General features: G+C 69.9%; 24 protein-coding genes and 2 tRNA genes. 10 read left to right on the plus strand and 16 right to left on the minus strand.

Going from position 1 to position 23,307, the window contains the following annotated elements; all coding sequences use genetic code 11:
- Nucleotides 1–2 precede the first annotated feature (2 nt).
- Together ACZ6Z4_RS32695 and ACZ6Z4_RS32700 are read right to left on the minus strand one after the other, a co-directional pair.
- The gene (locus tag ACZ6Z4_RS32695) at nucleotides 3–875 is read right to left on the minus strand and encodes a DUF6597 domain-containing transcriptional factor (RefSeq protein WP_465573480.1); all 873 of its coding nucleotides are present in this window, start codon (nucleotides 873–875) and stop codon (nucleotides 3–5) included.
- A 31-nt stretch (nucleotides 876–906) separates the two neighbouring features.
- On the minus strand, nucleotides 907–1,551 hold the full coding sequence (locus ACZ6Z4_RS32700) for a hypothetical protein (protein WP_465573482.1): 645 nt from the start codon (nucleotides 1,549–1,551) through the stop codon (nucleotides 907–909).
- Between the two features lie 23 nt (nucleotides 1,552–1,574).
- Between ACZ6Z4_RS32700 and ACZ6Z4_RS32705 the strand changes: the two genes are divergently transcribed.
- Entirely contained in the window at nucleotides 1,575–2,261 is a 687-nt protein-coding gene (locus ACZ6Z4_RS32705) for a nucleotidyltransferase domain-containing protein (RefSeq protein WP_465573484.1), read from the plus strand.
- A gap of 32 nt (nucleotides 2,262–2,293) precedes the next feature.
- A complete protein-coding gene (locus ACZ6Z4_RS32710) occupies nucleotides 2,294–2,872 on the plus strand; it encodes an ArsR/SmtB family transcription factor (protein WP_465573486.1) in 579 nt (192 codons plus the stop codon).
- Here the strand turns inward: ACZ6Z4_RS32710 and ACZ6Z4_RS32715 are convergent.
- A complete protein-coding gene (locus ACZ6Z4_RS32715) occupies nucleotides 2,869–3,951 on the minus strand; it encodes an aldo/keto reductase (RefSeq protein WP_465573488.1) in 1,083 nt (360 codons plus the stop codon). The two genes, ACZ6Z4_RS32710 and ACZ6Z4_RS32715, sit on opposite strands and share 4 nt — an antisense overlap.
- Before the next feature lie 134 nt (nucleotides 3,952–4,085).
- Between ACZ6Z4_RS32715 and ACZ6Z4_RS32720 the strand changes: the two genes are divergently transcribed.
- Complete coding sequence (locus ACZ6Z4_RS32720) at nucleotides 4,086–5,003, plus strand: AraC family transcriptional regulator (RefSeq protein WP_465573490.1); 918 nt, start codon at nucleotides 4,086–4,088, stop codon at nucleotides 5,001–5,003.
- Here the strand turns inward: ACZ6Z4_RS32720 and ACZ6Z4_RS32725 are convergent.
- From ACZ6Z4_RS32725 to ACZ6Z4_RS32735, 3 genes are read right to left on the minus strand one after another with little or no spacing between them, the layout of a single operon-like run.
- Complete coding sequence (locus tag ACZ6Z4_RS32725; protein WP_465573492.1) at nucleotides 5,000–5,764, minus strand: ABC transporter permease; 765 nt, start codon at nucleotides 5,762–5,764, stop codon at nucleotides 5,000–5,002. The two genes, ACZ6Z4_RS32720 and ACZ6Z4_RS32725, sit on opposite strands and share 4 nt — an antisense overlap.
- 2 nt (nucleotides 5,765–5,766) lie before the next feature.
- On the minus strand, nucleotides 5,767–6,531 hold the full coding sequence (locus ACZ6Z4_RS32730; protein WP_465573495.1) for an ABC-2 family transporter protein: 765 nt from the start codon (nucleotides 6,529–6,531) through the stop codon (nucleotides 5,767–5,769).
- Nucleotides 6,528–7,505, minus strand: a complete 978-nt coding sequence (locus ACZ6Z4_RS32735; protein ID WP_465573498.1) for an ABC transporter ATP-binding protein — start codon at nucleotides 7,503–7,505, stop codon at nucleotides 6,528–6,530. Before ACZ6Z4_RS32735 ends, ACZ6Z4_RS32730 begins: the two co-directional genes overlap by 4 nt.
- 117 nt (nucleotides 7,506–7,622) lie before the next feature.
- Here ACZ6Z4_RS32735 and smpB point away from each other — a divergent pair, with 117 nt between their 5' ends.
- A complete protein-coding gene (gene smpB, locus ACZ6Z4_RS32740) occupies nucleotides 7,623–8,102 on the plus strand; it encodes an SsrA-binding protein SmpB (RefSeq protein ID WP_465573501.1) in 480 nt (159 codons plus the stop codon).
- Here the strand turns inward: smpB and ACZ6Z4_RS32745 are convergent.
- The gene (locus ACZ6Z4_RS32745) at nucleotides 8,099–8,746 is read right to left on the minus strand and encodes a DUF899 domain-containing protein (protein WP_465573504.1); all 648 of its coding nucleotides are present in this window, start codon (nucleotides 8,744–8,746) and stop codon (nucleotides 8,099–8,101) included. The two genes, smpB and ACZ6Z4_RS32745, sit on opposite strands and share 4 nt — an antisense overlap.
- A gap of 9 nt (nucleotides 8,747–8,755) precedes the next feature.
- Nucleotides 8,756–9,232: an ArsR/SmtB family transcription factor gene (locus tag ACZ6Z4_RS32750; RefSeq protein WP_465573507.1), complete on the minus strand. Its 477-nt coding sequence runs from the start codon at nucleotides 9,230–9,232 to the stop codon at nucleotides 8,756–8,758.
- 58 nt (nucleotides 9,233–9,290) lie between these two features.
- Between ACZ6Z4_RS32750 and def the strand changes: the two genes are divergently transcribed.
- Nucleotides 9,291–9,893 (plus strand): peptide deformylase, encoded by a 603-nt coding sequence (def, locus tag ACZ6Z4_RS32755; RefSeq protein WP_465573510.1) that lies wholly within the window; start codon nucleotides 9,291–9,293, stop codon nucleotides 9,891–9,893.
- Between the two features lie 18 nt (nucleotides 9,894–9,911).
- Here the strand turns inward: def and ACZ6Z4_RS32760 are convergent.
- A tRNA-Ile gene (locus tag ACZ6Z4_RS32760) sits at nucleotides 9,912–9,985 on the minus strand.
- Between the two features lie 217 nt (nucleotides 9,986–10,202).
- Between ACZ6Z4_RS32760 and ACZ6Z4_RS32765 the strand changes: the two genes are divergently transcribed.
- Nucleotides 10,203–11,108: a sigma-70 family RNA polymerase sigma factor gene (locus tag ACZ6Z4_RS32765; protein WP_465573514.1), complete on the plus strand. Its 906-nt coding sequence runs from the start codon at nucleotides 10,203–10,205 to the stop codon at nucleotides 11,106–11,108.
- A 5-nt stretch (nucleotides 11,109–11,113) separates the two neighbouring features.
- Here ACZ6Z4_RS32765 and ACZ6Z4_RS32770 read toward each other — a convergent pair whose 3' ends face one another.
- Nucleotides 11,114–11,860, minus strand: coding sequence for a hypothetical protein (locus ACZ6Z4_RS32770; RefSeq protein ID WP_465573519.1), 747 nt, complete (start codon nucleotides 11,858–11,860; stop codon nucleotides 11,114–11,116).
- Nucleotides 11,861–13,489: 1,629 nt separating this feature from the next.
- Between ACZ6Z4_RS32770 and ACZ6Z4_RS32775 the strand changes: the two genes are divergently transcribed.
- Nucleotides 13,490–13,960 carry a hypothetical protein gene (locus tag ACZ6Z4_RS32775; RefSeq protein WP_465573524.1) on the plus strand — a complete coding sequence of 157 codons (471 nt, stop codon included), beginning with the start codon at nucleotides 13,490–13,492 and terminating at the stop codon, nucleotides 13,958–13,960.
- A gap of 115 nt (nucleotides 13,961–14,075) precedes the next feature.
- A tRNA-Asn gene (locus ACZ6Z4_RS32780) sits at nucleotides 14,076–14,148 on the plus strand.
- A gap of 445 nt (nucleotides 14,149–14,593) precedes the next feature.
- Here the strand turns inward: ACZ6Z4_RS32780 and ACZ6Z4_RS32785 are convergent.
- Nucleotides 14,594–14,734, minus strand: coding sequence for a hypothetical protein (locus tag ACZ6Z4_RS32785; protein ID WP_363674756.1), 141 nt, complete (start codon nucleotides 14,732–14,734; stop codon nucleotides 14,594–14,596).
- Between the two features lie 126 nt (nucleotides 14,735–14,860).
- A complete protein-coding gene (gene dnaG, locus ACZ6Z4_RS32790; protein WP_465573527.1) occupies nucleotides 14,861–16,768 on the minus strand; it encodes a DNA primase in 1,908 nt (635 codons plus the stop codon).
- Between the two features lie 96 nt (nucleotides 16,769–16,864).
- Between dnaG and ACZ6Z4_RS32795 the strand changes: the two genes are divergently transcribed.
- Nucleotides 16,865–18,508: a glycoside hydrolase family 99-like domain-containing protein gene (locus ACZ6Z4_RS32795; RefSeq protein ID WP_465573531.1), complete on the plus strand. Its 1,644-nt coding sequence runs from the start codon at nucleotides 16,865–16,867 to the stop codon at nucleotides 18,506–18,508.
- Between the two features lie 32 nt (nucleotides 18,509–18,540).
- Here the strand turns inward: ACZ6Z4_RS32795 and ACZ6Z4_RS32800 are convergent, their stop codons facing one another.
- Together ACZ6Z4_RS32800 and ACZ6Z4_RS32805 are read right to left on the minus strand one after the other, a co-directional pair.
- Entirely contained in the window at nucleotides 18,541–19,773 is a 1,233-nt protein-coding gene (locus ACZ6Z4_RS32800; protein ID WP_465573535.1) for a deoxyguanosinetriphosphate triphosphohydrolase, read from the minus strand.
- 55 nt (nucleotides 19,774–19,828) lie between these two features.
- Complete coding sequence (locus tag ACZ6Z4_RS32805; RefSeq protein ID WP_465573539.1) at nucleotides 19,829–21,166, minus strand: FAD-binding oxidoreductase; 1,338 nt, start codon at nucleotides 21,164–21,166, stop codon at nucleotides 19,829–19,831.
- A 143-nt stretch (nucleotides 21,167–21,309) separates the two neighbouring features.
- On the opposite strand from ACZ6Z4_RS32805, the gene ACZ6Z4_RS32810 reads away from it, so the two are divergent.
- The gene (locus tag ACZ6Z4_RS32810) at nucleotides 21,310–22,191 is read left to right on the plus strand and encodes an RNA polymerase sigma-70 factor (RefSeq protein WP_465574449.1); all 882 of its coding nucleotides are present in this window, start codon (nucleotides 21,310–21,312) and stop codon (nucleotides 22,189–22,191) included.
- 24 nt (nucleotides 22,192–22,215) lie between these two features.
- Here the strand turns inward: ACZ6Z4_RS32810 and ACZ6Z4_RS32815 are convergent, their stop codons facing one another.
- Both ACZ6Z4_RS32815 and ACZ6Z4_RS32820 read right to left on the minus strand, forming a co-directional pair.
- Nucleotides 22,216–22,617, minus strand: coding sequence for a nuclear transport factor 2 family protein (locus ACZ6Z4_RS32815; RefSeq protein ID WP_465573544.1), 402 nt, complete (start codon nucleotides 22,615–22,617; stop codon nucleotides 22,216–22,218).
- Between the two features lie 46 nt (nucleotides 22,618–22,663).
- A complete protein-coding gene (locus ACZ6Z4_RS32820) occupies nucleotides 22,664–23,275 on the minus strand; it encodes a dihydrofolate reductase family protein (RefSeq protein WP_465573547.1) in 612 nt (203 codons plus the stop codon).
- Between the last annotated feature and the right edge of the window lie 32 nt (nucleotides 23,276–23,307).

The following is a 23,307-nucleotide window of genomic DNA, read 5'->3' on the forward strand; positions in this document are numbered from 1 at the left end:
AACTAGTTGCGCCGCCCCGCCGGGTCTTGAACAAAACGTGCACGCAGGAAAGGCCGGTACGACGCCGAGTGGTCGTGACCGCACAGGCATCGGTCGACCGTCCCGCCCAGCAGCTCGCCCGGAGTGAGCCCGGTCAGCCGCACGCACTCGCGGCTGAGATGCGCCTGGTCGGCGTACCCGACATCGATCGCCAGGCCGGCGGTGCCGTCGGCTCCGCGCTGACCCGATGCGGTCGCCCCGGCCTGCGCCAACGCGAGGAAGCCCTGGAAGCGCAGCGTCCGCTGCAGCACTTTCGGCGCGACCCCGACCGACTGCAGGCAGCGCCGCCGCAGCTGGCTGGACGAGAGCGCGAGGTGGTCGGCGAGCGCGTCGATGCTGAGCGGCCGCCAGGGCATCAACGCCCGCACGGCTTCGCCGACGAGCGGATCCAGTGCTTCCGTGAGGTGCGCGCCGGTCCGTCGATCTGCCTGGCCGCGGAACTCCCGTTGCAGATGCTGCTGCAGGATCAGCAGTGCGCGTTCCGGCGTACCGGCGAGGGCCATCGTCTCGACCAGCCGGTCGACGAGCCCAGCCCACAGGTCGGCGAGATCGAGCCGCTGGTCGACCAGGTCGTCGAGGCCCGCGGGCAACGGCGGCGCCGTCCCCGGCATGAAGCGGACCCCGACGATCGTCGTCCGCGCCGGGATCACCTCGACCTCCGGGCCGGTCAGCGGGCCGACGAGCTGCGGCCGGCCACCGATCGGGAAGTGGATCTCCACGCCACCGGTGGGCAGATGGCGCTGCACGTACGCCGAGTCGCCGGTCCGCTGGATCCAGACCGTCCGCACCACCCCGGCCAGCGCCGCGACGGGCGCTCGCTCGACGTACGACTCCATCCCCGAACTGAACTAGGCCGGTACGCCGCCGTCAACCCCGGGCGACGTGGACGGTGCCGCCACCCGCCTCACCCCCGCCCGTCCCCGCGACCACGAAGTCCGCCCGCTCCCACGGCTTGTCCCGCTCCAGGAACGGCACCTCAGACTCCATCCACTCCCGCCAGAACTCCGCCGCCGCCTCCGCATCGCCGTTCACCCCGGACGCGACATCCCGCGCGATCCCCCGCCGCTCAGCCTCACTGGAATCCGACTGCACCCACACCAGCACGTCCACCAGCCCGGCCAAATCCCGCCGTCCAACCCCCACGCCCTCGACAACGACCAGCGAAGCATCCGCCGGCACCTCGATCGCCCCCGCGCGCCCGTGCTCCTCCCAAGCCGGCGGCCGGTACGACACCGCCTCACCCCGCCGTACCGGCTCCAGCACCCCCTTCCCCAGCAACTCGCTCCACCCGAACATCGGCGCATTCCACGCCACGTCGTCCCCGTGAACGACCGCCGACCCCGCAACAGCCGCCGCCAAGCGACCAGCGAGCGTCGACTTCCCACTCCCACTCCGCCCGTCGACCGCCACCACCCGCGGCCGCGCGCTCAGCACCTGCTCGACGAACGCACCGATCCCCACCGGCTCCCACTCCTCGAAGCCAGGCTCACCAAAACCGGTCTGCATCGGCATCCACATCCCTGCATGATGTCCTGATGGATCCCGTGGAGACCACCCGCCGCCTGGCCGCCGACCTGTTCCCGACCGCGATCTGGGTCCTCCTCAGCGGCAGCGTCCTCACGTCGGCCCGGACCGCGGGCTCGGATCTCGACATCGTCGTCCTCCTCCCGGACGGAAACCCCGGCGCACCACGCCGCGAGTCCCTCGAGTACGACGGCTGGCCGGTCGAGCTCTTCGTCCACGACAGCGCGAGCCTCCCGCACTACCTCGCCAAGGACCTGCCCGGCCGCCGCCCGGCGCTGCACCGAATGGTTGCCCTGGGCACTCCCGTCGTCGGGGACCCGAGCGAGCACCAGGCCGCTGCCCTCGCCGCTCTCGAAGCGGGCCCGCCGGCACTCGAGCAGCCCGAGCTGGACAGCCTCCGCTACGCGCTCACCGACCTGCTCGACGACCTCGCCCACGCCCCCGCCGACGAGCAGGCCGTGATCGCGACGTACACCTGGCTCCGCACCGCCGAGACGATGCTTGGCGTCCGCAACCACTGGGTCGGCAACGGCAAGTGGCTGCTCCGCGAGCTGCGCGACCTCGACCCGGCGTACGCCGACCGCTGGCTCGCCGCCCGGACCAGCACCGCGGCGATCCGTGCGCTCGCCGGCGAGGTGCTGACGCTTGCCGGTGGCCCCCTTTTCGCGGGCTACCAGGCGGCCGGCGAGCGCGGCTGACCCGGCGTACCCGGTGCTACTCTGAGCCGATCATGGCCAGTGACTCCGCTGTTCCGGACTACGAGCTCGAGGAGACCATCGAGCTCACCACGGCCGAGCAGGTGCGGGCGATCAGCGACCCGCTGCGGACCACGATCCTCGGCCTGCTGCACGAGCGCGCCGCGACCGTCGGCGAGCTGGCCGCGGCGGTGAAGCGCCCGAAGAGCACGGTCGCGCACCACGTGAAGGTGCTCGCCGACGCCGGCATCCTGCGCGTGGTCCGAACCCGCAAGGTGCGCGCGATCGACGAGCGGTACTACGGCCGCGCGGCCCGGATGTTCTTCGTGGGCCTCGGCCGCCGCGTCGACGGTGTCGAGCTGCCGCCGGACTTCAACGACTTCGAGGTCGCGATGCAGGAGTCGGCCGGTGCGTACGACGCCGGCCAGCTGCGCTCGTTCATCCGGCACGCGCGGATCCCCGACGAGCGGGTCGCCGAGTTCTGGGACCGGGTCGAGCAGCTGGTGCACGAGTTCGACACGTTGCCGCGGGCGGGTGACACGACGTACGGGTTCGTCACCGGTGTTTACCCGATCCTCGACTATCCGACGCTCCCGCCGCCGCGTCAGGACTAGTACCGGACGTCGCTCTGGAGCAGCGGCGGGTAGACCGTCGAGGTCTCCCCATCGACCGTCGCTCCGGCGAACTGCAGCATCGCCCGCCCTGCCCCGTGCATCGGCGCGGGGTAGTTCAATTCCGGCGCCGAGACGTCGTCGAGCCTGCTGATCTGCTCCTCGGTCAGCCTGATCTCCAACGCCGCGAGGTTGCTCTCCAGATGCTCCACCCGCCTCGCGCCCACGATTGGCACAACGCTCCCCCGCCGCTGCCGCAACCACGCCAGCGCGACCGCCGCCGACGACGCCCCCAGCTCGTCGGCGACCGCGGCGACGACGTCGATCACGGCGTACTCCGCCTCACTCGGCCCGCCGACGAACGCCGTCCGCGCCGAGTCCGCGACGTCGACCCCGCGCCGGTACTTGCCGGACAGGAACCCGTTCTTCAGTGGGCTCCACGGCACCAGCGTCATCCCCTGGTCGAGCGCGAGCGGCGCGAGCTCACCCTCGACGGTCCGCGCCAGCAGCGAGTACTCGACCTGCAGCGCGATCAGCGGCGTCCAGCCCTTCAGCAGCGCGGTCGTCTGTGCCTGCGCGGTCACCCACGCGGGCGTGTTCGAGAAGCCGACGTACCGGATCTTGCCCGCCCGGACGAGGTCGTCGAGGGTGCGCAAAGTCTCCTCGATCGGTGTGTTCCGGTCCCAATTGTGCAACCAGTACAGGTCGAGGTAGTCGGTCTGCAGCCGGCGCAACGTCTGGTCGAGCTGGGCGACGATCGAGCCGCGGCCGGCACCGCCGCCGTTCGGGTCGCCGGGGAACATGTTGCCGAAGAACTTCGAGGCCAGGACGACGTGCTCACGTCGCCCGGGCTGCGCGGCGAAGAAGTCGCCGAGGATCTTCTCGGAGTGCCCGTTGGTGTAGAAGTTCGCCGTGTCGACGAAGTTCCCACCGCGATCGAGGTAAGTGGCGAGGATCTTCTCGGACTCCTCGACGCTGCAGCCGGCACCGCCCGGGTCCTCGCCGAAGGTCATCGCGCCGAGCGCGAACGGGCTGACGCGCAGGCCGGATCGGCCGAGGGTGAGGTACTGGTCGAGTCCCATCGGAGGTCTCCTTCGTGTTGGTACCTCCATCTCAGCGCCGGCTTGGTCGCGAAGGTAGACCGATCCGCTCGGCGTCTTGCCTATTCCTCTCATCCAGGTTGTTTCTGGTAGAGCTCGCGTGCTTTCCTCGAAGCATGGCCCGAGACCTCACCGATCTGCGCGACCTGATCGCGATCCACGCGCGCCCCGACCTGCGGACCGCGTTCGACGGCCTGACCCTGTCGAAGGTCGAGACCTCGGAGCCCGACTACTCGCTCACCGAACCGCTGCTCGTCGTGATGGCCCAAGGCGGCAAACGCCTGCTGCTCGGCGACCAGACGTTCGACTACCGCGCCGGCGACCTGTTCATCGTCACCACGGACCTCCCGGTCTCCGGCCACTTCGTCAACGCGAGCCCGACGACGCCCGCGCTCGGCCTGGGTCTCGCCTTGCGCGCGGACGCGATCGCGCCACTCCTGCTGCAAGCCCCACCCGTACGCCGTACTACCGCTTCCGCGCCCACCCCGCCTCGCCGTGCTGCCGCAACTGCTCCCGCTCGCCGGACCAGCGCGATCGCGACCGGCCCGGCGAGCCCCGAGATCCTCGACGCCGCCGTCCGCCTGGTGCGTCTCCTCGAAACCCCCGCCGACCTCCCCGTCCTCGCACCTCTCATCGAGCGCGAGCTGCTCTGGCGCCTGCTCACCGGCCCGCACGCCGACGTGATCCGCCAGATCGGCCTCGCCGACAGCAGCCTCGCGCACGTCAACCGCGCCATCCACTGGATCCGCGACAACTACGCCGAACCGCTCCGCGTCCCCGACCTCGCCGGCCTCGCGGGCCTGAGCCCAGCGGCCTTCCACCGCCATTTCCGCAGCATCACCAACCTGAGCCCGCTGCAGTTCCAGAAGCGCATTCGCCTGCAGGAAGCCCGGTCGCTGCTGGCGGCTCGCCCTCGCGACATCGCGGGCGTCGGCCACCTCGTCGGCTACGACAGCCCCTCGCAGTTCAACCGCGAGTACCGCCGCCTCTTCGGCACGCCACCCGGCGCCGACGCCGCCCGACTCCGCTCCTAGCTCGTCGCACTCGTATAGCGCCGCAGCCCGCTCCGCCACACCAGGGTCGCCGCGAGACTGGTGCCTCCAGCAACAACTATCGCCGTCGGGACCACCAGCGTCTGCCCCGTCAACGCCTGCACCGGCGCCGTGGCGATCAGTCCCACCGGTACGACGTACGTGAACACCACCTGCAACCCCGAGCGGTAGACCTGCACCGGGTACCGCCCGAACTGCCACACCGCGTCGTACAGCACATCCAGGCTGAGCCCGAACGCCCAGAACACCACCGACGCGATCAGCACCCGCGTCGCCCACATCGAGACCGCCGCCGCGACCACGACGACCGCCCACGCCGCGACCCCGCTCGCGGTGATCGCGAGCGACGCCTCGCGGGCCCCCGTGACAGCAATCCCGACACCGAGGCCCACCTGGATCAGCGCGGCCGGTGCGCACGACCCGAGGCTCGCGAGCAGCATGCTCGGCGCCGGCTGCAGCAGGATCGCGTCGAGCTTCCCGCTCTTCACCTGCTCGCCGAAGAACTGCAGGTTCGGCTCGACGAACGTACTGCGCAGCCCGCTCACCACCTGGAACGTGCCGAGCAGCGCGATCGCCTCGCCCGGGCCCCAGCCGCCGAGCGTGTCCGCCCGGGTGTAGACGACGAGCAGCGCCGCGACCGACGCACCGGCGCCGACGACCGTGACCACCAGCTCGAAGAACAGGTCCGCGCGGTACGCCACCGCCCGTCGTACGGACAACGAGAACAGCACACCGAACAGCATCGTCAGCCTCCGAAGGCAGTGAATCGGCGGACGGCCCGCCGCCAGACCAGTACGGCGAGCAGCACGGCCGCGGCGAACCATCCGGCCTGCACCGCGTAGACCGTGAGCACGTCGTCAACGTTGCCCGCGGCAACTTCAGCCGGTGCCCCGAGCATCGACCAGAACGGCAGCACCGCTCCGGCCGCGCGGAACGGCTCGGGCAGGAACGTCAGCGGCGCCGCCGTCCCGCCGAGCAGGAAGATCAGCGCCTCCCCCATCCCGACGGCGCCGTGCGCGCGCTGCGTCCAGACCGCGGTCAGGGCCAGCGTGTAGGTGAACGCGAACCGGAGCCCCGCCGCGAGCACGATCGCCGGCAGCGCGAGCAACAGGTCTCGGCCGTTCAGGCTGATGCCGGCAACGACTCCGACGCCGATGATCACCGGCGCCCCGAACGCGAGGTGCCAGAACCGCAGCGCCAGATTGGTCCCGAGGAAGTCGAGCACGACCGGCCGCGGCTTCACCAGCTCGACCGCGAAGTCGCCGCCGTAGATGCTGCCCGCCAGTGTGTGGTGCTCGTAGGAGACGGTCATCAGCTGCACGGCGAGCAGCACCACGTAGTACGTCGCGATGCTGCCGTCTCCTGGGACCGCCGCAGACCAGATGAGGAGCCCGAGCAGCGGCGTCACCACCTGCCCGGCCACCATCGTCAGCACGAACGACCGGAAGCTCCACCACTCCACTGAGCTGCGCCAGAAGCCCATGCCCAGCAGCACCGCCGTACGGGTCATGCCGGGAGCCCGTCGCGGTAGAAGCGGTCCATCACGACGTCCAGCGACGGGTCCTCGACCGACAGGTCCACCACCGGCAGCTGGGCTAGCAGCGCACCGGTGACGCTCGGCACCTCGTCCCGGCGTACCCGCAGCACGACCTTGCCGTCCTGCTCGTCCTCCACGTCGCCGTACCGGCTCCACTCGGTACTGCCCGGCTCAGCGACCGACACCTTGAGCAGCTTGTACGGCGAGAACGTCGCCGCAAGGGTGGAGAGCTCTCCGTCGTACCGGATGCGGCTCTTGTCGATCAGGACGACCCGCCGGCAGAGCGTCTCGACGTCAGCCATGTAGTGGCTGGTCAGCAGGATCGTGGCGCCAGTAGTGGCGGCGTACTCCGCGACGAAGCGGCGCAGCGCGTTGGCGGCGAGCACGTCCAGGCCGAGCGTCGGCTCGTCGAGGAAGAGCACCTGCGGCCTGTACAGCAAGGCCAACGCGAGCCCCGCGCGCATCCGCTCCCCCAGGCTCAGCGCGCGGATCTGCCGATGCAGCAGCTCGCCGAGATCGAGCAGGTCGACCAGCTCGTCCACTGTCGTGTCGCCACGCGGTACGCCGTACAGGACGCGCTGGTACTTGAACGAATCCATCACCGTCAGCTCCGCCGGCCCACCGATCGGCTGACTCCCCCGGATCAACGCGATCCGCCGCAGATACTCCCGCCGCCGCTGCCACGGCTCGAACCCGAGCACCCGCACGTTCCCACCCGTCGGATGCAGGATCCCCGACAAGATCTTCATCGTCGTCGTCTTCCCGGCCCCGTTCGGCCCGATGAACCCGACCACCTCCCCCTCGGTGAGCTCGAACGAGACGTCCCCCACCGCCTCGATCTCCCGATACTCCCGCCGCACCACCGCCTTCAACGCGGCCCGCATCCCCGCCTCCCGCACCGGCGCCCGAAACCGCATCGTCAACCCGTCGACCTCGACAACTCCCATGCCCAAGAACCTAGAAAATTGATGCAAGATTTTAAGGTTGCCGACTGGACGCTCGGGTGGCGTCGAGCCTGCCGCCCTCCAACTGTCGTTGAAGGAAGTCGTGAAAGAATCACTGTCGTGAAGAAGCCCCAGACCGACCCGGTGATCGCGCGCAACCGCAAGGCCGCGCACGAGTACGACCTGGGCGAGTCCTGGGAGGCCGGCATCGTCCTCCAGGGCATGGAGGTCAAGGGCCTCCGCGCCGGCCGCGCCTCCCTGGCCGGCGGCTTCGCCCAGATCGAGAACCGCGAGCTGTGGCTGCACGGCGTCCACATCCCGCAGTACGCCCAGTCCCGCTGGTTCGAAGGCGGCTCCCGCCGCAAACGCAAGCTCCTGCTGCACCGCTCCGAGATCGACAAGATCGAACGCAAGATCAACGAGAGCGGCCTGACCGTCGTCCCCACCGTCCTCTATTTCAAGGACGGCCGAGCCAAGGTCGAGATCGCCCTGGCCCGAGGCAAGAAGACCTGGGACAAACGCCACGCCCTGGCCGAACGCCAAGCCAACCGCGAGGCCGAACGTGCGGTCCAGCGCCGCCTGAAGGGCCGCTCGGACTAGTACTCGTCGTGATGCCGCATCCAACTCATCGTCGGATCCTGCGGCCACCCCACCGGCGAGTCCTCCCACTCCTCCTGCCGCCCGTACGCCGTCAGGTCGAGCAGGTTGAAGTCCACCCGCAACCGATCCACGCCACGAGCTTCGGTGAAGTAGGTCCGGTAAACCTCGTCCCCGTCCCTGAGGAACACGCTCAACCCGAACCCCTCGCCCAACCCGCAATCCTCCCGGAACGAAGTCCCCCGCGACGAGTAGAACGGCATCGTCCACCCCATCCGCTCCCGCCAAGCGAACAGCTGCCCCTCAGGCATGTCCGACACCACGACGAACGTCGTCCCCCGAGCATGCAAATGCGCCAAGTTCCCCACGTTGTCCACAAAGCTCGAGCACCCGTTGCAGTACTCGTCAGCCCCCAGATCCATCATCTGGTAGACCACCAACTGCCGCCGCCCCTCGAACAACCCCGCCAGCCCCGTCGTCCCGTGCGGTCCGCTGAACTCGTAGGCATCCTCGAACCGCACCATCGGCAACCGCCGCCGCTCAGCGGCCAGCGCATCCAACGCGTGCGTGAACTCCTTCTCCTTCACCAACAACGCATCCCGCGCCCGCTGCCACTCCGCCGCACTGACAACCTCAGGCATCTCCATCGAATCCTCCTACTCATTCAGGGGGAACGCGCGGATCACCACCGCGGTTGCCGTCGTGTCAGTCGCCGGTTCGCCTCCGGTGAACTCACGAAGTACCCGCTGCAGCCGCGCGCGAAGCTCTACCAGCTGCCCTTCGCTCAAGGCGACCACCTCGCTGAAGGCGAAGTCCTCTCCCTCGGACTGCCGCTCGGCCAGCCAGCTGGCGTAGGCGACGTCCTCCAGCTCGCGGTTCAGGCTCGCCTGGGCGGACGAAACACGTCGCCACGGCTTCGCCCGCCCGAGCGTCTCCGGTACCGGTTCGATCAGGCCGAACTCCTCCAGCCGCCGAAGGTGGAACGAACAGGCCCCCGTGCTCTCGCCGAGCTCCCGCGCCGCGAGCGTCGACGTCGTGGTCCCGTCCCGATCGATGAGCGTCAGCAGCGCGTCGCGCAACGGGTGACCGTGCACGGAGTCTCGCTGGCTGGAGGTCCCACGCTGGTCCGGCATGCTCCCGAGCATAGTCAACTCTTTGCAAAGGGACTGCTTTGCAAAGTAGTTTCTTTGAGTGGCTACCTTCCGGCTCCCCGAACTGACCGACGCGGTCCTCCGCGGCTCACCACGACGGATCACCGAGTACGGCGAGCCGATCCTGGGCCGTTCCTGCCGCACGGTCACCGAGTTCGGAGCCGATCGCTGGGCCGCCCTCGTCGACGACATGTTCACGACGATGTGGATCGCCGAGGGCTGCGGCCTGGCCGCGAACCAGGTCGACGTCGACGCCCGCCTGTTCGTCTACGACCTCACCGACGAGTACGGCGACCGCCACGTCGGCCACGTCTTCAACCCGCGACTCGAGTCACTGGCCGCCCTCGCCGGCGACCAGACCGGCAGCGAGGGATGCCTGTCCGTACCCGGCGCGACCGAGCAGGTCACGCGCCCCGACCGCGTAGTTCTCCGCGGCTTCGACCTCGAAGGCCGCCACCTCCAGGTGCAAGCATCCGGCTACTTCGCCCGCTGCCTGGCCCACGAAACGGAACACCTCGACGGCACCCTCTACATCGACCACCTGACACCGGCAGCCAGAACGCACGCTCTGTCCCAGTCGGCCTCGACCCGAAACACCGTGCTCGCCCAACGAGCAGCCCGCCAACGCCGACTCGGCAAGTAGCCTGGCGGTTCCTCGACGTGGGGCGGGTGGGGCTCGAACCCACGACCCAGGGATTATGAGTCCCCTGCTCTGACCGGCTGAGCTACCGCCCCCGGCGCCTGGTCTGGCGCTTGTCGGGAGATCGTATCTGGTGCGGCGGGGCTTGTTCGCGCTGGAGGATACCCGGGCGGGGCCGATCGCTGACCGCAGTTATCCACACACTCTGAGTTACATCAATGTCACTTGGCGTAGTTGTCCACTGATCTCAGATCGGGCCGTTCCGGCGGGGTGTTTCGCGGCACCATCCCTTCAAGAGAGAGGGGAGCAACGATGGCCGAGACGGACTGCGATGCCGCTGATGTGACCGGGCTGGTCGCGTACCTGCGCGACCTCGGGCGGCACGAACTGCTGAGTCCGGAGGAGGTTCACGACCTGTCGTCGTGGATCGAGGCCGGCGTACTGGCTGCCGACGAGCTGGCTCGAGGCGCGCCCACGACCGATCGTGCGGTGCTCGCCCGTCGCGCCGAGCTGGCTGCAGTCGTCGAACTGGGTCGCGCCGCGCGCCTGCGGATGATCGAGGGCAACCTGCGCCTCGTCGTCTCGCTGGCCAAGCGGTACGCCGGCAAGGGCCTGTCGCTGCTCGACCTGATCCAGGAGGGCAACATCGGGCTGATCCGCGCCGTCGAGCGGTTCGACCACAAACTCGGGCACCGCTTCTCGACGTACGCGATCTGGTGGATCCGTCAGTCGCTGGGCCGCGCGATCTCCGACCGCTCGCGGCTGATCCGGATGCCAGCTCAGGCGTACGTCGACGCCGGCCGCGTCGCGACCGTGCATCGCGACCTGATCCAGCGCCTCGAACGCGAACCCACGACGGCGGAGCTGGCCGAAGCCGCGTCCCTCACGACCGCGCGCGTCGAGCGAGCCCGCGCCTCGAAGATCCGGCCCGCACCTCTCGACATCCGACAGGCAGACCAACCGATCGACGACGAGGAGGCCCTCAGCCGAGCCGCTCTGAACCGAGACCTCCACTGCCAACTGGAGCACCTCGACGACCTGGCCCAGGACGTCCTTCGCCTCCGCTTCGGCCTGCACAACACCCCGCTGTCCACGTTGGAGGAAACCGCCGAACAGCTTCAGCTCCCACCCGCCAAGGTCCGAGCCCTGGAGCTCGAAGCCCTGCGCTACTTACGCAAGTCGCCCGGCCTCAGGAACTACGCGAGCGCGTCATCATGACGGAATCAGATGTCGTAGATCCCGTTGATGTCGCGCCCGAACGTCCCCTGCGGCGTCTCGACCTCGAGGTAGTAAAACTCCTCCGCCACCGGGTGCGCCTTGAGGTACGCCAACGCCTGCGCCCGATCGGCGGCCCGATAGGCCTCGTACGTCGCCACCTGCCCGTCCCCACCCCGCCGCTGCACCTTCTCGATGAACTCGAGCACCAGCGAGGAGTCGGCCTCCACCGAATCCGGAAGGACCACATGCTCATCGATCAAAGCCTGCAACCGCGCGTGCGCATCATCGTCCGGCGCCGACGCCAGCAAGGTCTGCAACGCCTGCTCCGCGGGCTCCCGCCCCAGCCGCAACGAAGCAGTGCTAGGAGCCCCGAACGCCATCGAGTGCCCGCGAATCTCGTCCCGAAGAATCAAAACGGTCCGCTCGCAGTCGCTGTCCCCCTGCACGTCCCACAACGCAGCACCGGCAGCCGCCCGCACCCCCGCATCCAGATCAGCCAACCGATCAACAAGCTCCTCGACCTCAGCAACCGTCGCCTCCCCCGACGCCGGCACCTGCCGAACAGCCGCGCCCCGCACGGCGGGCTCCGGGTGATTCAGATATCCCACCACCATCCGAACGCGTTCGTTTCCCGCCAGCCCACCGAGCAAGTTCTCCACGTCAGGCTGAGCCGGCATCTCGATCGAGTCCCCGTCCCCGAGCCCGTACCGATCCGGCACAGAAACAGTCTTGGCCCGCCGAAACAGTCGCATGCCTCCAACCTAGGCAATCGCCCGCACCCACCACCAACCTCCTGACCGCAACCTGCCGCGAGGATCCACAACCGTCACCGGCGAGGAGGCGGCGGGCGGCGGGCTTCCACCGCGCCGCCGCCTTCATGCGATGGATTGCCACGCCGCGGCCCAACCCGCCCCGCCGCCTCGGCGTGCCGCCTTGCCCGTACCGCACCGCCGCACGCCCCTTGCCGACACCGCCACCTCGCCGCCATGGGTTGGCAGGCTCCGCCCCCACACGCCGCCCTACCCACAACCACCACCTCCGCGCGGTGAGTTGCCACACCCGCCCTCACCGCGGTCGGTCCCTACACCCGCGCCTCCCCGCGATGGATTGCTACGCCGCGGCCCTAGCCGCGCCTACTCCTCGGCGTGCCGCCTTGCCCGTACCGCGCCCCCGCACGCCCCTTGCCGACACCACCGCCTCCCCACGGTGGGTTGCCACGCCGCGCCCCCGCACACCCCTTGCCCACACCACCACCCCGCCGCGATGGGATGCCAGACTCCGCCCCCACACGCCGCCCAGCCCACACACCATCTCCACACGCGGCTCGCCCACACATCACCTCCGCGCGGTGGGTTACCACGCCCACCCTGACCGCAGTCGGTCCCACACGCGCGCCTCCGCGCGCTACTTGCCCGAGCCGCCGCCTCCACACGTCGCCATGCCCACGCCACCACCTCCGCGCGGTGGTTGCCAGGTCCGCCCTCACCGCGGTCGGCCCCACACCCGCGCCCCCGCGCGCCGCCTTGCCTGGTCCGCCGCCTCCACATACCGCCATGCCCACGCCACCTTGCGCGCCACCGACTATGCGCGCCGCGCTTGCACACGCGTCCGCGCGCCGCGTAGTCCGCGGCGCCGCTCTCCGGCGAACTGTCTGCGTGGCCGTACACGAGCAGCATCAGGAAGGTTCACGCCGACCACCACGTCGGTCGCAGCGCCGACGTGACCGGTGTACGGCGTACCTGCCGCTGAGGAAGGGCGTACGGCGTACCGGCCGTCGCGGCATGGTCAAGGCCAGCAGGCGGATGAGATGCCACAGCTCGCAGCGGTCCGGGCCGTGCTCCTCCAGCGGCGAACTGGCTGGGGTGGGCGGGTCAGCCGGATGCGGTGGGTCAAGTGGTCAGCTGGCTAAGTGAGTGGCCGTGCCAGCCGAGTAGCCAGCTGGCTGGGTCAGCGCCTCGCCCAGCCGGGGGTCAGCGGCTGGGAGCGGCCCAGCGGGGCTGGGCGGGTCCGCTGGATGCGGCGGGGTGGGGTCAGCTGGCTGGGTGCGCGGCCCAGCCAGCCGAGTGGCCAACTGCTGGGAGTCAGCGGCCCGGACGGCCGGCGCACCTAGCTGGGAGCGTCCCGGCACGCCGGGCGGATGGGCTGGCTGCGGCGAGAGGCGGCGCAGCGGATCCGGCGAGATCCGGCGGGTTCGGCGGGGTCCGGCGAGTTCGGCGGGTTCGGCGGGGCGGCTGAACGTGGCGAACGGTGCGGCGGTGGTGAGGACCAGGTGCTCGCACTGACGGGGTCGGCGGGGATGGCTTGGAGGGGGCTGGGACGATGGGGGTGTGTTGAGACTTCGGCGTTCGGCGTGGCCCTCCGAGTTGGTAGAGGGAGTTCGGGTGGCTGCGGGTGGGCGGGACGACATCCTGGCCGCCGTACAGCTGGCTGATGGGGACTGGGTGGCGGGGACTCGTTCTGCCGTCTACCTGCCGGAGGGTGACAAGGTTCGGCGGGTTGGGTGGGAGGCGATCGAGCGGGCGGCTTGGGACTCTGAGGCTTCGGTGCTGCGGGTGTTCGAGACGACTGCGTTCGGTACGCCGTTGCGGTCGACCGATCTGTCGGTGGAGGACCCGGGGCGGTTCGGGCAGCTGCTGCGGGAGCGGGTGGACGCGAGCATCGTCGTACAGCGGCATGTGCCGTTGGTGGGCAAGAAGGGTGTGCGGATCGTCGGGCGGCGCAGCCCGGCTTCGACGGACGCTCCGGTGGCGTGGAACTTCGTTCTGGACAAGGGATTGGAGCCGGATCGGCCGGGGCTGATCGAGCAGGCCGAGGCGGCGTTGCACGCGGTCCGGGACGAGTTCGGAATCTGACGCGAAAGGCAGTTCGGGCGGGTGCTCGGGGGCGGCGAATCCCGTTTTTGTAGTTCGGCCTGATCCTGCTAACCTAATCCGGTCCTCGGGGATCGGGGGCAGGAAACAGAATCGATCCCGCGTAGCTCAATTGGCAGAGCAGCCGGCTGTTAACCGGCAGGTTACTGGTTCGAGTCCAGTCGCGGGAGCAAGACAAGATCGACCGGTTCCGGGTACTCGGAGCCGGTCTTTTTGTTTGTACGGCGGGGTGGTGGTGGCGCCGGCTTGGAAGGTGCGGGAGCGCTGGGGTGAGGTAGACCACACCCGGTGAGTTCTCGACTGGTCGGAAGATTGCCGGTGGCCGGCACGGTGACGCGATCAGTGCTGGACGGCGAGGTCGGCACGCTCACACCGGAGGACCGCCGCGCTCGACGTCTTACTCAACAACGAGGAGCTGGACCGGCTGCTGCTGCGGTGGTCTCGCGCGGCGGACGTTCCGTGGGTGGCGCGGCTGCTGCTGCGGTGGTCTCGCGCGGCGGACGTTCCGTGGGTGGCGCGGCTGCTGCTGCGGCGGTATCGCGCGGCGGACGTTCTGTGGGTGGCGCGGGTTGGGGTGCCCCGTCGCGCTGAGGCGACGGGGCCGGGCTGGGTGGGTCAGTTCTTGTTCTTGCGGCGTTCCAGGGCGCGCTGGATGCGGTGTTGGGGTTGCCCGGTCAGCTTGGCGATCAGGGGGACGCGGTACTTGTACGCCGCGACGGCGCCCACGATCAGCACCAGCAGGATGAACCAGCCCATCGAACTTCTCCTTCGGTCGGACCTGGACTCCATCATCCCTTGCCGGTGGTGAGAATCACTGGGGCAAACCCCTGACACGGCCCTGGTTTTCGGTCCGAGGAGTGAGGCCGAGGGCCGAGAGCGCAGTTACAGGGCTCCGGAGATGGCTTGTTCTCGGAGTTCTGTTCTGTACTGCTCCAGCGCGATCAACTCGCCGAACATGCGGTTGTAGTCGTCGGCCTTGTCGATGGGGTTGGTGCGTTGGAGTTTTGACTTCAGGTCGGTGATTCGGCGGAGGCAGGTCAGTTCTTGGAGGCGGGCCAGGTGAGCCCGGGCGAAGCGGTCGTCGGGGTCTCGGCCTAGGCGTAGGGGTTCGACCGCCAGGGCGGAGACTACGGCGGCGGCTGGGTCGTTGCCCATGGCTTCTCGGACTGCTACTACCCAGGATTCGCCGGGGGTTGCCTGGGTGGGGCCGCCTAGCTTGGCTACGGCGGTGTGGACTGCGGCTAGCCAGGGGTGGGTGAAGTCCTGGTCGTCCAGTTCGTCGAAGGCTGGGCCCAGCAGCGAAGGGTGTTGTAGGGCGAGTTTCAGGACGTCCCATTCCATTTGGAAGCGGGGGTCTCGGGGGGAAGGGAGGTTTTGGCGGGGCGGTGGGGGGGCCTCGGTTTGGACTACTACGGGAGTGCGGTCGGCGGGGCCGGTACGGGGAGCCGGGGCTGGGCGGGAGGCGGCGCGGTGGACCTCGGTGCGGACCTGGTCCACCTCCATGCCGAGGAGGCCGGCCAGTTCGCGGGTGAAGGCGTCTACCTTGGAGCGGTCCCGGATGCTGACGACCAGGTGGGCGGCGTCGCGGAGGGCGTCGATGCGGGTGTCGGCGCGGTCGAGGTCGTACTTCGACAGGCGGTCGGTGAGGACGAAGCGGTAGAGGGGCACTCGGCGGCCGATGAGTTCGCGGACTGCGGCGTCGCCCTTCTGGAGGCGGAGGTCGCAGGGGTCCAGGCCGTCGGGCTCGACCGCTACATACGTTTGGGCGGCGAAGGCCTGGTCGCCTTCGAAGGCTTTGACGGCTGCGCGTTGGCCGGCGGAGTCGCCGTCGAAGGTGAAGATGACCTCGCCGCGGAACTGGTCGTGGTCCAGCAGCAGCTGGCGCAGGACGCGGGCGTGGTCGTCGCCGAACGCCGTACCGCAGGTCGCCACAGCAGTCTGTACGCCGGATAGGTGGCACGCCATCACGTCCGTGTAGCCCTCGACCACCACCGCCTGCTTGCCCTTCGCGATCTCGCGGCGGGCCAGGTCGACGCCGTACAGCACCTTGGACTTCTTGTAGATCGCCGTCTCCGGCGTGTTCAGGTACTTGGCCTCGATCTTGTCGTCGTCGAACAGGCGGCGGGCGCCGAAGCCGATCACGTCCGAGCCGGCGTCGCGGATCGGCCACATCAGGCGGCCGCGGAACCGGTCGTACAGGCCGCGCTGGCCCTCGGCGGCGAGGCCGGAGGCGACCAGCTCGGCGTTGCTGAAGCCGCGGCCGCGCAGGTGCGCGACGAGCTGCTCGCCGCCGCGCGGGGAGAAGCCGACGCCGAAGTGCGCGGCGGCGTCGCGGTCGAAGCCGCGCTTGTCCAGGAACTGGCGGCCGAGCGTCGCCTCGGGGGCGCCGAACAGCAGCTCGGAGTAGAACGCGGCGGCGACCTTGTGGGCCTCGACGAGCCGCGGCCGCTGGTTGCTCTGCGACTTCGGGATCGGCGCGCCGGACTCGTCGTAGCGCAGCTGGATGCCGACCTTCGCGGCCAGCGTCTCGACGGCCTCGCCGAAGGTGATCTGGTCGATCTTCTGGATGAAGTCGATGACGTCGCCGCCCTCTTGGCAGCCGAAGCAGTAGAAGAAGCCGCGCGCCGGGGTCACGTTGAACGACGGCGACTTCTCGTCGTGGAACGGGCACAGCCCCTTCAGCGACCCACCGCCGGCGTTCTTCAAGGTCACGTACGAGCCGACGACGTCGTCGATCCGTGCCCGTTCGCGCACCAGCGCGATGTCCTCTTCCTTGATCCTGCCTGCCACGCGGCGAGTCTACGGGGATCCCGAAGCGGCCCGCTGCCCCGCCCGGCTGCTAGCTTCAAGCGGTCTGTACCAGAAGCCCGCAAGGAGTCAGCCGAAGTGAAGCGTCCTGTCCTCGGTACGGCGCTGGCGGTGACCGCTCTGGTCGCCGCGGCGGTCGCGATCGCCGGTCCCGTCAACGCCGAAACCCCGGCGTCCGAGACCCCCGAAGCCACAACGCCCACAGCCGGAACCCGAGCAGCCGGAGCCAAAGCCCCCACCCCGGTCCCCCTCACCGAACTGACAACAGCAACCGGCCGCTTCTACTCCGCCGACCCCCAAGAGGTCGCCGCCGCAACAGCCACCGGCATGCACCGCCAGCCCGGCCAGATCGGCTTCCTCCCCCGCCATCCCTTCCCCGGCGCCGTCCCCATGTACCGCCTGAAGCCCACCCCCACGGCGACCAAATGGCTGTTCACCGCCTCACAGCAAGAGCACGACACCCTCAAGTCCCAGGGCTGGATCGACGAAGGCACCGCCGCCTACCTCTACCCCCAGCCCGGCAAGAATCTCCAGCAGCTCCGCCGCTTCACCAACGGCAAGGAATGGCGCCTGGCCCTCGAGCCGAAAACCACCGAGCTGCTCAACGCCGGCTACCAACTCGACGGTCCCCTCGGCTACGTGTACGCCGACTACGTCCGCGCCGGCGCCGTCTACTTCGGCATGTTCAACACCAACGGCCACGCCACGATCATCGCCCGCACGAAGGAGATCTACGGCCGCAGCAACGACTGGTGGGGTGGCGTCCGCGACTTCCGCAGCGGCACTCACTACGCGACCGACAACTGGCCCGGCCAGGACTGGTCGTACCTGAAACCGTCCATCGGCTACTACGACGACAGCCAGCCCGCGACGCTCGAGAAGCAGATCGCCCAGGCCACCGCGGCCGGTCTCAGCTTCTTCAACTTCTACTGGTACTGGGACAACACCAAGCAGACCAACGGCATCACCAAGGCCTCCCTCGACGCCTTCGCCAAGGCGAGCAACAGGGACACCATCGACTTCACCGTCGGCGTCTGCGCCCACCCGTACGGCAACCTCCAGATCCCCACCACCCAGTACGACGCGGTCGCCGCGAACGTGACCGCGTACCTGGCCCAGGACAACACCCTGCGCACCAACGACGGCCGCAAGATCCTCAACATCTGCGACGCCCGCGGCCTCGGCGACGGCAGCCCGGCGCAGGTGAAGCAGTTCGCCGACACCGTCCGCGCGCAGGCCAAGGCCGCGACCGGCGAGGACATCTACGTGATGATCAACCAGGCCGGCTTCGACCCGCGCCAGGTCGCCGCGGCCGGCGGCGACGCGCCGTACTGCACGACCGACGGCCCGGCGATCGAGAGCCGCTCGTACGCGAACTACCTGAAGGGTCAGCGCGCGTTCTACGCGCAGGCGCCGGCGGCGTACGGGCGGTGCGTGCTGTCGGACTTCGACGAGCGGCCGCGGTTCCCGATCGAGACGCCGGACGTGAAGGCGATCCGCTGGATGCCGGACCAGTCGTTCGACGGCTACCGGCAGGCCGTGCGGAACGTCGCCGCCGACATGGCGACGTCCACGCGGCCGACGGCGGTCGACAACTACGTCTGGCTGTACGCCTGGAACGAGTGGCACGAGGGTGGCGTGATCGAGCCGAACGAACGCGACGGTACGGCGTACCTCGACATCCTGCGCACCGAGCTGAAGCTGGGGGGCTCGCACACCTGAGGACGCCAGGGACGCCCGCTGTCAGACCGCTTTCAGTTCCCGGTCAGGGCGCTGTGCCACGCCTGCGCCGACGGATCGGTGAGCGAGGCAACCTGATCGATCAGTACCCGCAGCCGCGCGGCATCGTCCTGAGCGGCCCGATAGTCCGCGGCGAACGGTACGTCGAGCCCGTCCGGCGCCGTCTTGCCCAGCGCGTCGACCAGCTCGGTCAGCAGCTCGCGCTGCACCGCGCGGCGGCGCTGCCGCTCGGGCGAGTTCAGCACGTGGAACATGCCGATCCCCTTCAGCAGCGCGATCTCCGCGCGGGTGCCGTCGGGGACCACCAGATCAGCGTCGTACCGAACCAACCGGGAACGCCGTCCGAAGCGAGCATGCGTCGACTGCTCGGCGGCCGTGCAGAACCGGCCGATCAGCTGACTCGTCAGGTCCTTCAGCCCACCGAGAGCCCGCCGGCTGTCGTCGAAGGGCGCGGTCGGCCAGTACGGCAGCGCGGTCAGCCGCTCCCACGCCTCGTCCAGCTGCGCGTCGTCGCCGTCCGGCAGGTAGGCCTCCCGCACCGTCTCCCAGTACGGCGCGCGCCCGGCGCCGACGCTGAAGAGGTCGATGCTGTGCGCAACGATCCCGTCCTCGACGTCGTGCACCGAGTACGCGACGTCGTCGGCGAAGTCCATCACCTGGGCCTCCAGGCAGCGCTCGTCGCCGAGCCCCTGCCGCAGCCACTCGAACACCGCCAGATCGTCGTCGTACACGCCGAACTTGCGCTCCCCCTCGCGCCGCGGCCAGGGGTACTTGGTCGCGGCGTCGAGGGTCGCGCGGCTCAGGTTCAGCCCGGCGCTGCGGCCGTCGGCGGTGAACGTCTTGGACTCCAGCCGGGTGAGCAGCCGCAGCGTCTGCGCGTTGCCCTCGAAGCCGCCGATCTCCGCCGCGATCTGGTCGAGCGCGCGCTCGCCGTTGTGCCCGAACGGCGGGTGGCCGAGGTCGTGCGACAGACAGGCGGCGTCGACGATGTCGGGGTCGCAGCCGAGGGTGTTGGCCAGCTCGCGGCCGATCTGGGCGACCTCGAGGCTGTGCGTCAGCCGGTTCCGGACGAAGTCGTCGCTGCCGGCCGTCGCCACCTGGGTCTTGGCCGCGAGCCGGCGCAGGCCCGCGCTGTGCAGGACCCGCGCCCGGTCGCGCGCGAACGCCGTCCGCCCGGGCCGCTTGACCGGCTCGGGCACCCAGCGCTCGGCATCGTGCTCGTCGTACCCCTCCGACTGCTTCCTCATCACCCCTCAAACTACTGCCCGGCACCGACATTCCCCCGAACGCCGGGCGAACAGCTCAGGGCCTGACGTTGTGGTTCCCCGCGAACAGGTTGCCCGGGTCGCACTCGCGCTTGACCGCCGCCAGCCGCTCGTACGTCGCCGCCGGGTAGACCGCAGCGACATCCGCGGCCGAAGCCGACGCCAGGAAGTTCGCGTACAGCCCGCTGGTGTGCGGCTCGAGCCGTCCCCAGATCGCGTCCAGCCCAGGCTCCGCCGCGTCGACGACAGGCGCCGGTCCGGCCGTCGTGAGCACGATCATCAGCTCGGCGCTCCGATGCGCGTACGCCGTCGCGCCCGCGTCGACCCGCGCCACCGCGCCGCCGACGCTGCGCACCGAGATCAACGGCGAGCGCTCAGCCGAGCCGACCTCGGCGAGGATCCCGAGCACGTCGCCGACGGACTCCCGGTCGACGAAAGCTCCCCGGTTGAGCACCCGGAAGCCCGGCGGCGGAACCATCCCGTCCACCAGCACCTCGGCGTACGGCGTCAGCGCGACCTCGTCGTCGAGCACCGTCCCGAGCTGCCGGATCGGGTCGAGGGCACGAGCAGCCGCCTCGGCGTCGTCGCCGTCGTACGCGACATGGATCTCCAGCGGCGCGTTCGGTCCGCCCGCGAACGGGTTGGCGAAGATCGCGATCGAGGTGAGCTCGTCCGGCGCCGCGCGCAGGTAGTCCGCCCAGCCCCGCAGGACGCCGTCCAGCTCGGCGGCCGGGAAGGTGATCCGGCCGAAGAACACGTCGGTCGTGGGATGCGCCTGGAAGAAGAAGGCGGTGACGATCCCGAAGTTCCCGCCGCCGCCGCGCAGCGCCCAGAACAGCTCTGCATTCTCAACAGCGTCAGCCCGCACGACGTCGCCCGAAGCCGTCACGATCTCCGCCGCGACCAGGCTGTCGAGCGCCAGCCCGTACCTGCGGACCTTCCACCCGATCCCGCCGCTCAGCGTCAGACCACCGACGCCGACGCTCTTCGTGTCCCCCGACGAGATCGCCAGCCCGTGCGTCGCCAGCGCCGCCGCGACCTGCCCCCAGAGCGCGCCACCACCGACCCGTACGACGTGCTGCTCCTTGTCGACCAGCTCCACCGCGGTCAGCTTGCCCAGGTCGATCACCACGCCGCCGTCGTTGGTGCCGAAGCCCGGGAAGCTGTGGCCACCGCCGCGGACCGCGAGCGCGAGCCCTTCCGCGGCGGCGTACCGGACTCCGGCCTGGACGCCCTCGACGCTGTCGGGCCGCAGGACGACCGCCGGGCTGCCGGCCGCCAGGAGCGTCCGGGCGGCGGCTTCGTAGTCGGCGGCGCCCGGTTCGACGATCTCGCCGCCGAAGGTGCCGCGCAGTGTGTCCAGCGCTGAGGTCATGACGTTTCCCTCCACAGGTTTCCGTTGAATGACCACTCGACGACGGCCGCCCGGAGCCTGTGACAGATCGTCGACTACAGTGACCCGCGTCACAGTCGACGATCCCGATGTCACAACGCCGCCGCGGGAGGAGTCAGGTGCGTATGGCCCTGGACCCCGCGACCGAAGCGTTCGTCACCCACCGCAACCTGCTCTTCACGATCGCCTACGAGATGCTCGGCTCGGCCGCCGACGCCGAGGACGTGCTGCAGGAGACCTGGCTGCGCTGGGCCGGCGTCGACCTCGGCACCGTGCAGAACACGCGCGCCTACCTGGTCCGGATCACCACCCGCCAAGCACTCGACCGGATCCGCGCGCTCGGCCGCCGCAAGGAGTCGTACGTCGGGTCCTGGCTGCCCGAACCCTTGCTCACGGCCCCGGACGTCGCCGACGACGTCGAGCTCGCGGACAACGTCTCGATGGCGATGCTGCTCGTGCTGGAGACGCTGAAACCGGTCGAGCGTGCGGTGTTCGTCCTGCGCGACGTCTTCGCGCTCCCGTACGACGAGATCGCGGAGGCCGTCGGCAAGACGCCGGCCGCGGTCCGTCAGATCGCGCACCGGGCCCGCGACCACGTCGCCGCGCGCCGGCCGCGCGGGCTGGTTCCGCCGGCCGCCGCGCGCGACGCGCTGGCCGCGTTCCGGCACGCGGTCACGACCGGCGAACTGCAGGGACTGCTGGACGTGCTCGCGCCGGACGTCGTCCTGCTCGGCGACGGCGGCGGCGTCGTACCGGCCGTGCTACAGCCGGTTGTCGGCGCGGAGACCGTCGCCGACTTCCTGACGAAGGGTCTGACCCGCCTCGGCGACGCGTCGCTGGAGGCCGCCGAGGTCAACGGTCACCCGGCGCTGATCGTCCGCCGCGCCGGCGAGATCGAGGCCGTCGTCGCCCTCCGGATGGACGACGGCCTCGTCACCGGCCTGTACGCCGTGCGCAACCCCGACAAGCTGTCCCGCCTGGCGCAGGAGACCGCGCTGCAGCGCTGAACCTCAGCACTGCAGCGCGGAGGTTCAGGCCCAGCCGCCCTGCGCCATCGTCTGGAACTTCCAGCCGCCCTCGGTCTTGAGCAGGAGATCGCCGTACCGGATCGGGGTGGTCTCGCCGGCGTAGGTCATCGTGCCGTCGCTGATCACGAAGACGAGCGCGTCGGACAGGAAGTGCGGCGTCCGGGTGGTCTCGAGCTTGATGTCGTCGTTGCCGCCCATCACGTGCGCCATCTGTTCGAGGTACTCCGCGCGGCTGGTCTGCGTCGCCGAGCCGTTGCCCTTGCCGTCGTCGGTGACGCCGTTCAGCGGGAAGACGGCGAGGTCGGCCATCGCCTCGTAGTCGCGGGCGTCGGCCAGCTTGTCGTAGGTCGCGAACCAGGCCTGCACGCCGGCCAGGTCCTCCGCGGTCGGCTCGTATCCGGACATCCACTGCTCCTCACGTCGGTGAAACTCCGTACAGTGTACCCGGTTTTCAGAGCAGGCAGTACCGCAGCCAGATCAGGCCGCCTTCGAAGGGTTCGGCGTTGGCCAGCGCGAGGTCGAGGCGATCGGTGAAACCGCCGGTCCAGCGCGGTCCGGAGCCGACGATCACCGGGTGCACGAGCAGGCTGAGCTCGTCGACCAGGCCCAGGTCGAGCAGGGCGCCGAGCAGCGGGCCGCCGGTGTCGACACGGACCACGCGGGCGTCGTACTGCTTGCCGAGGAGCTGCAGCGCCTCCTCGAGATCGACGCGCTCGTAGCCGGTGATCAGCTCGCGGGTGCGACTGTCGGGCGGGCGAGCCGGCGTCTGGTCGGCGTACAGGGCGAGGACGTCGGACCAGTGGCCGGTGGCGCGGAGGCGGTCCCAGTCGCGGACGCGGGCGCGACTGTCGACGACGGCGAGCAGCGGGCCGGTCTCGCGCGGGCCCGGCTGTGGAGCCGATCGGACGGCGGCCTCCTGGGCGAGGATCGCGTCCGCGCCGAGCAACGTGACGTCCTCCTGCCAGAGGGTCGCCATCGCGTAGTACCGCGCGAGGTCCACATCGAAACCGGCGGTCACGCCGTCGAGCGAGACCGCCAGATGACCCACCACATGAGGCCGCATGTCCAGACCGTACGAGGTGCCACCGACAGTTC

The organism is Kribbella sp. NPDC104740, from assembly GCF_055583505.1.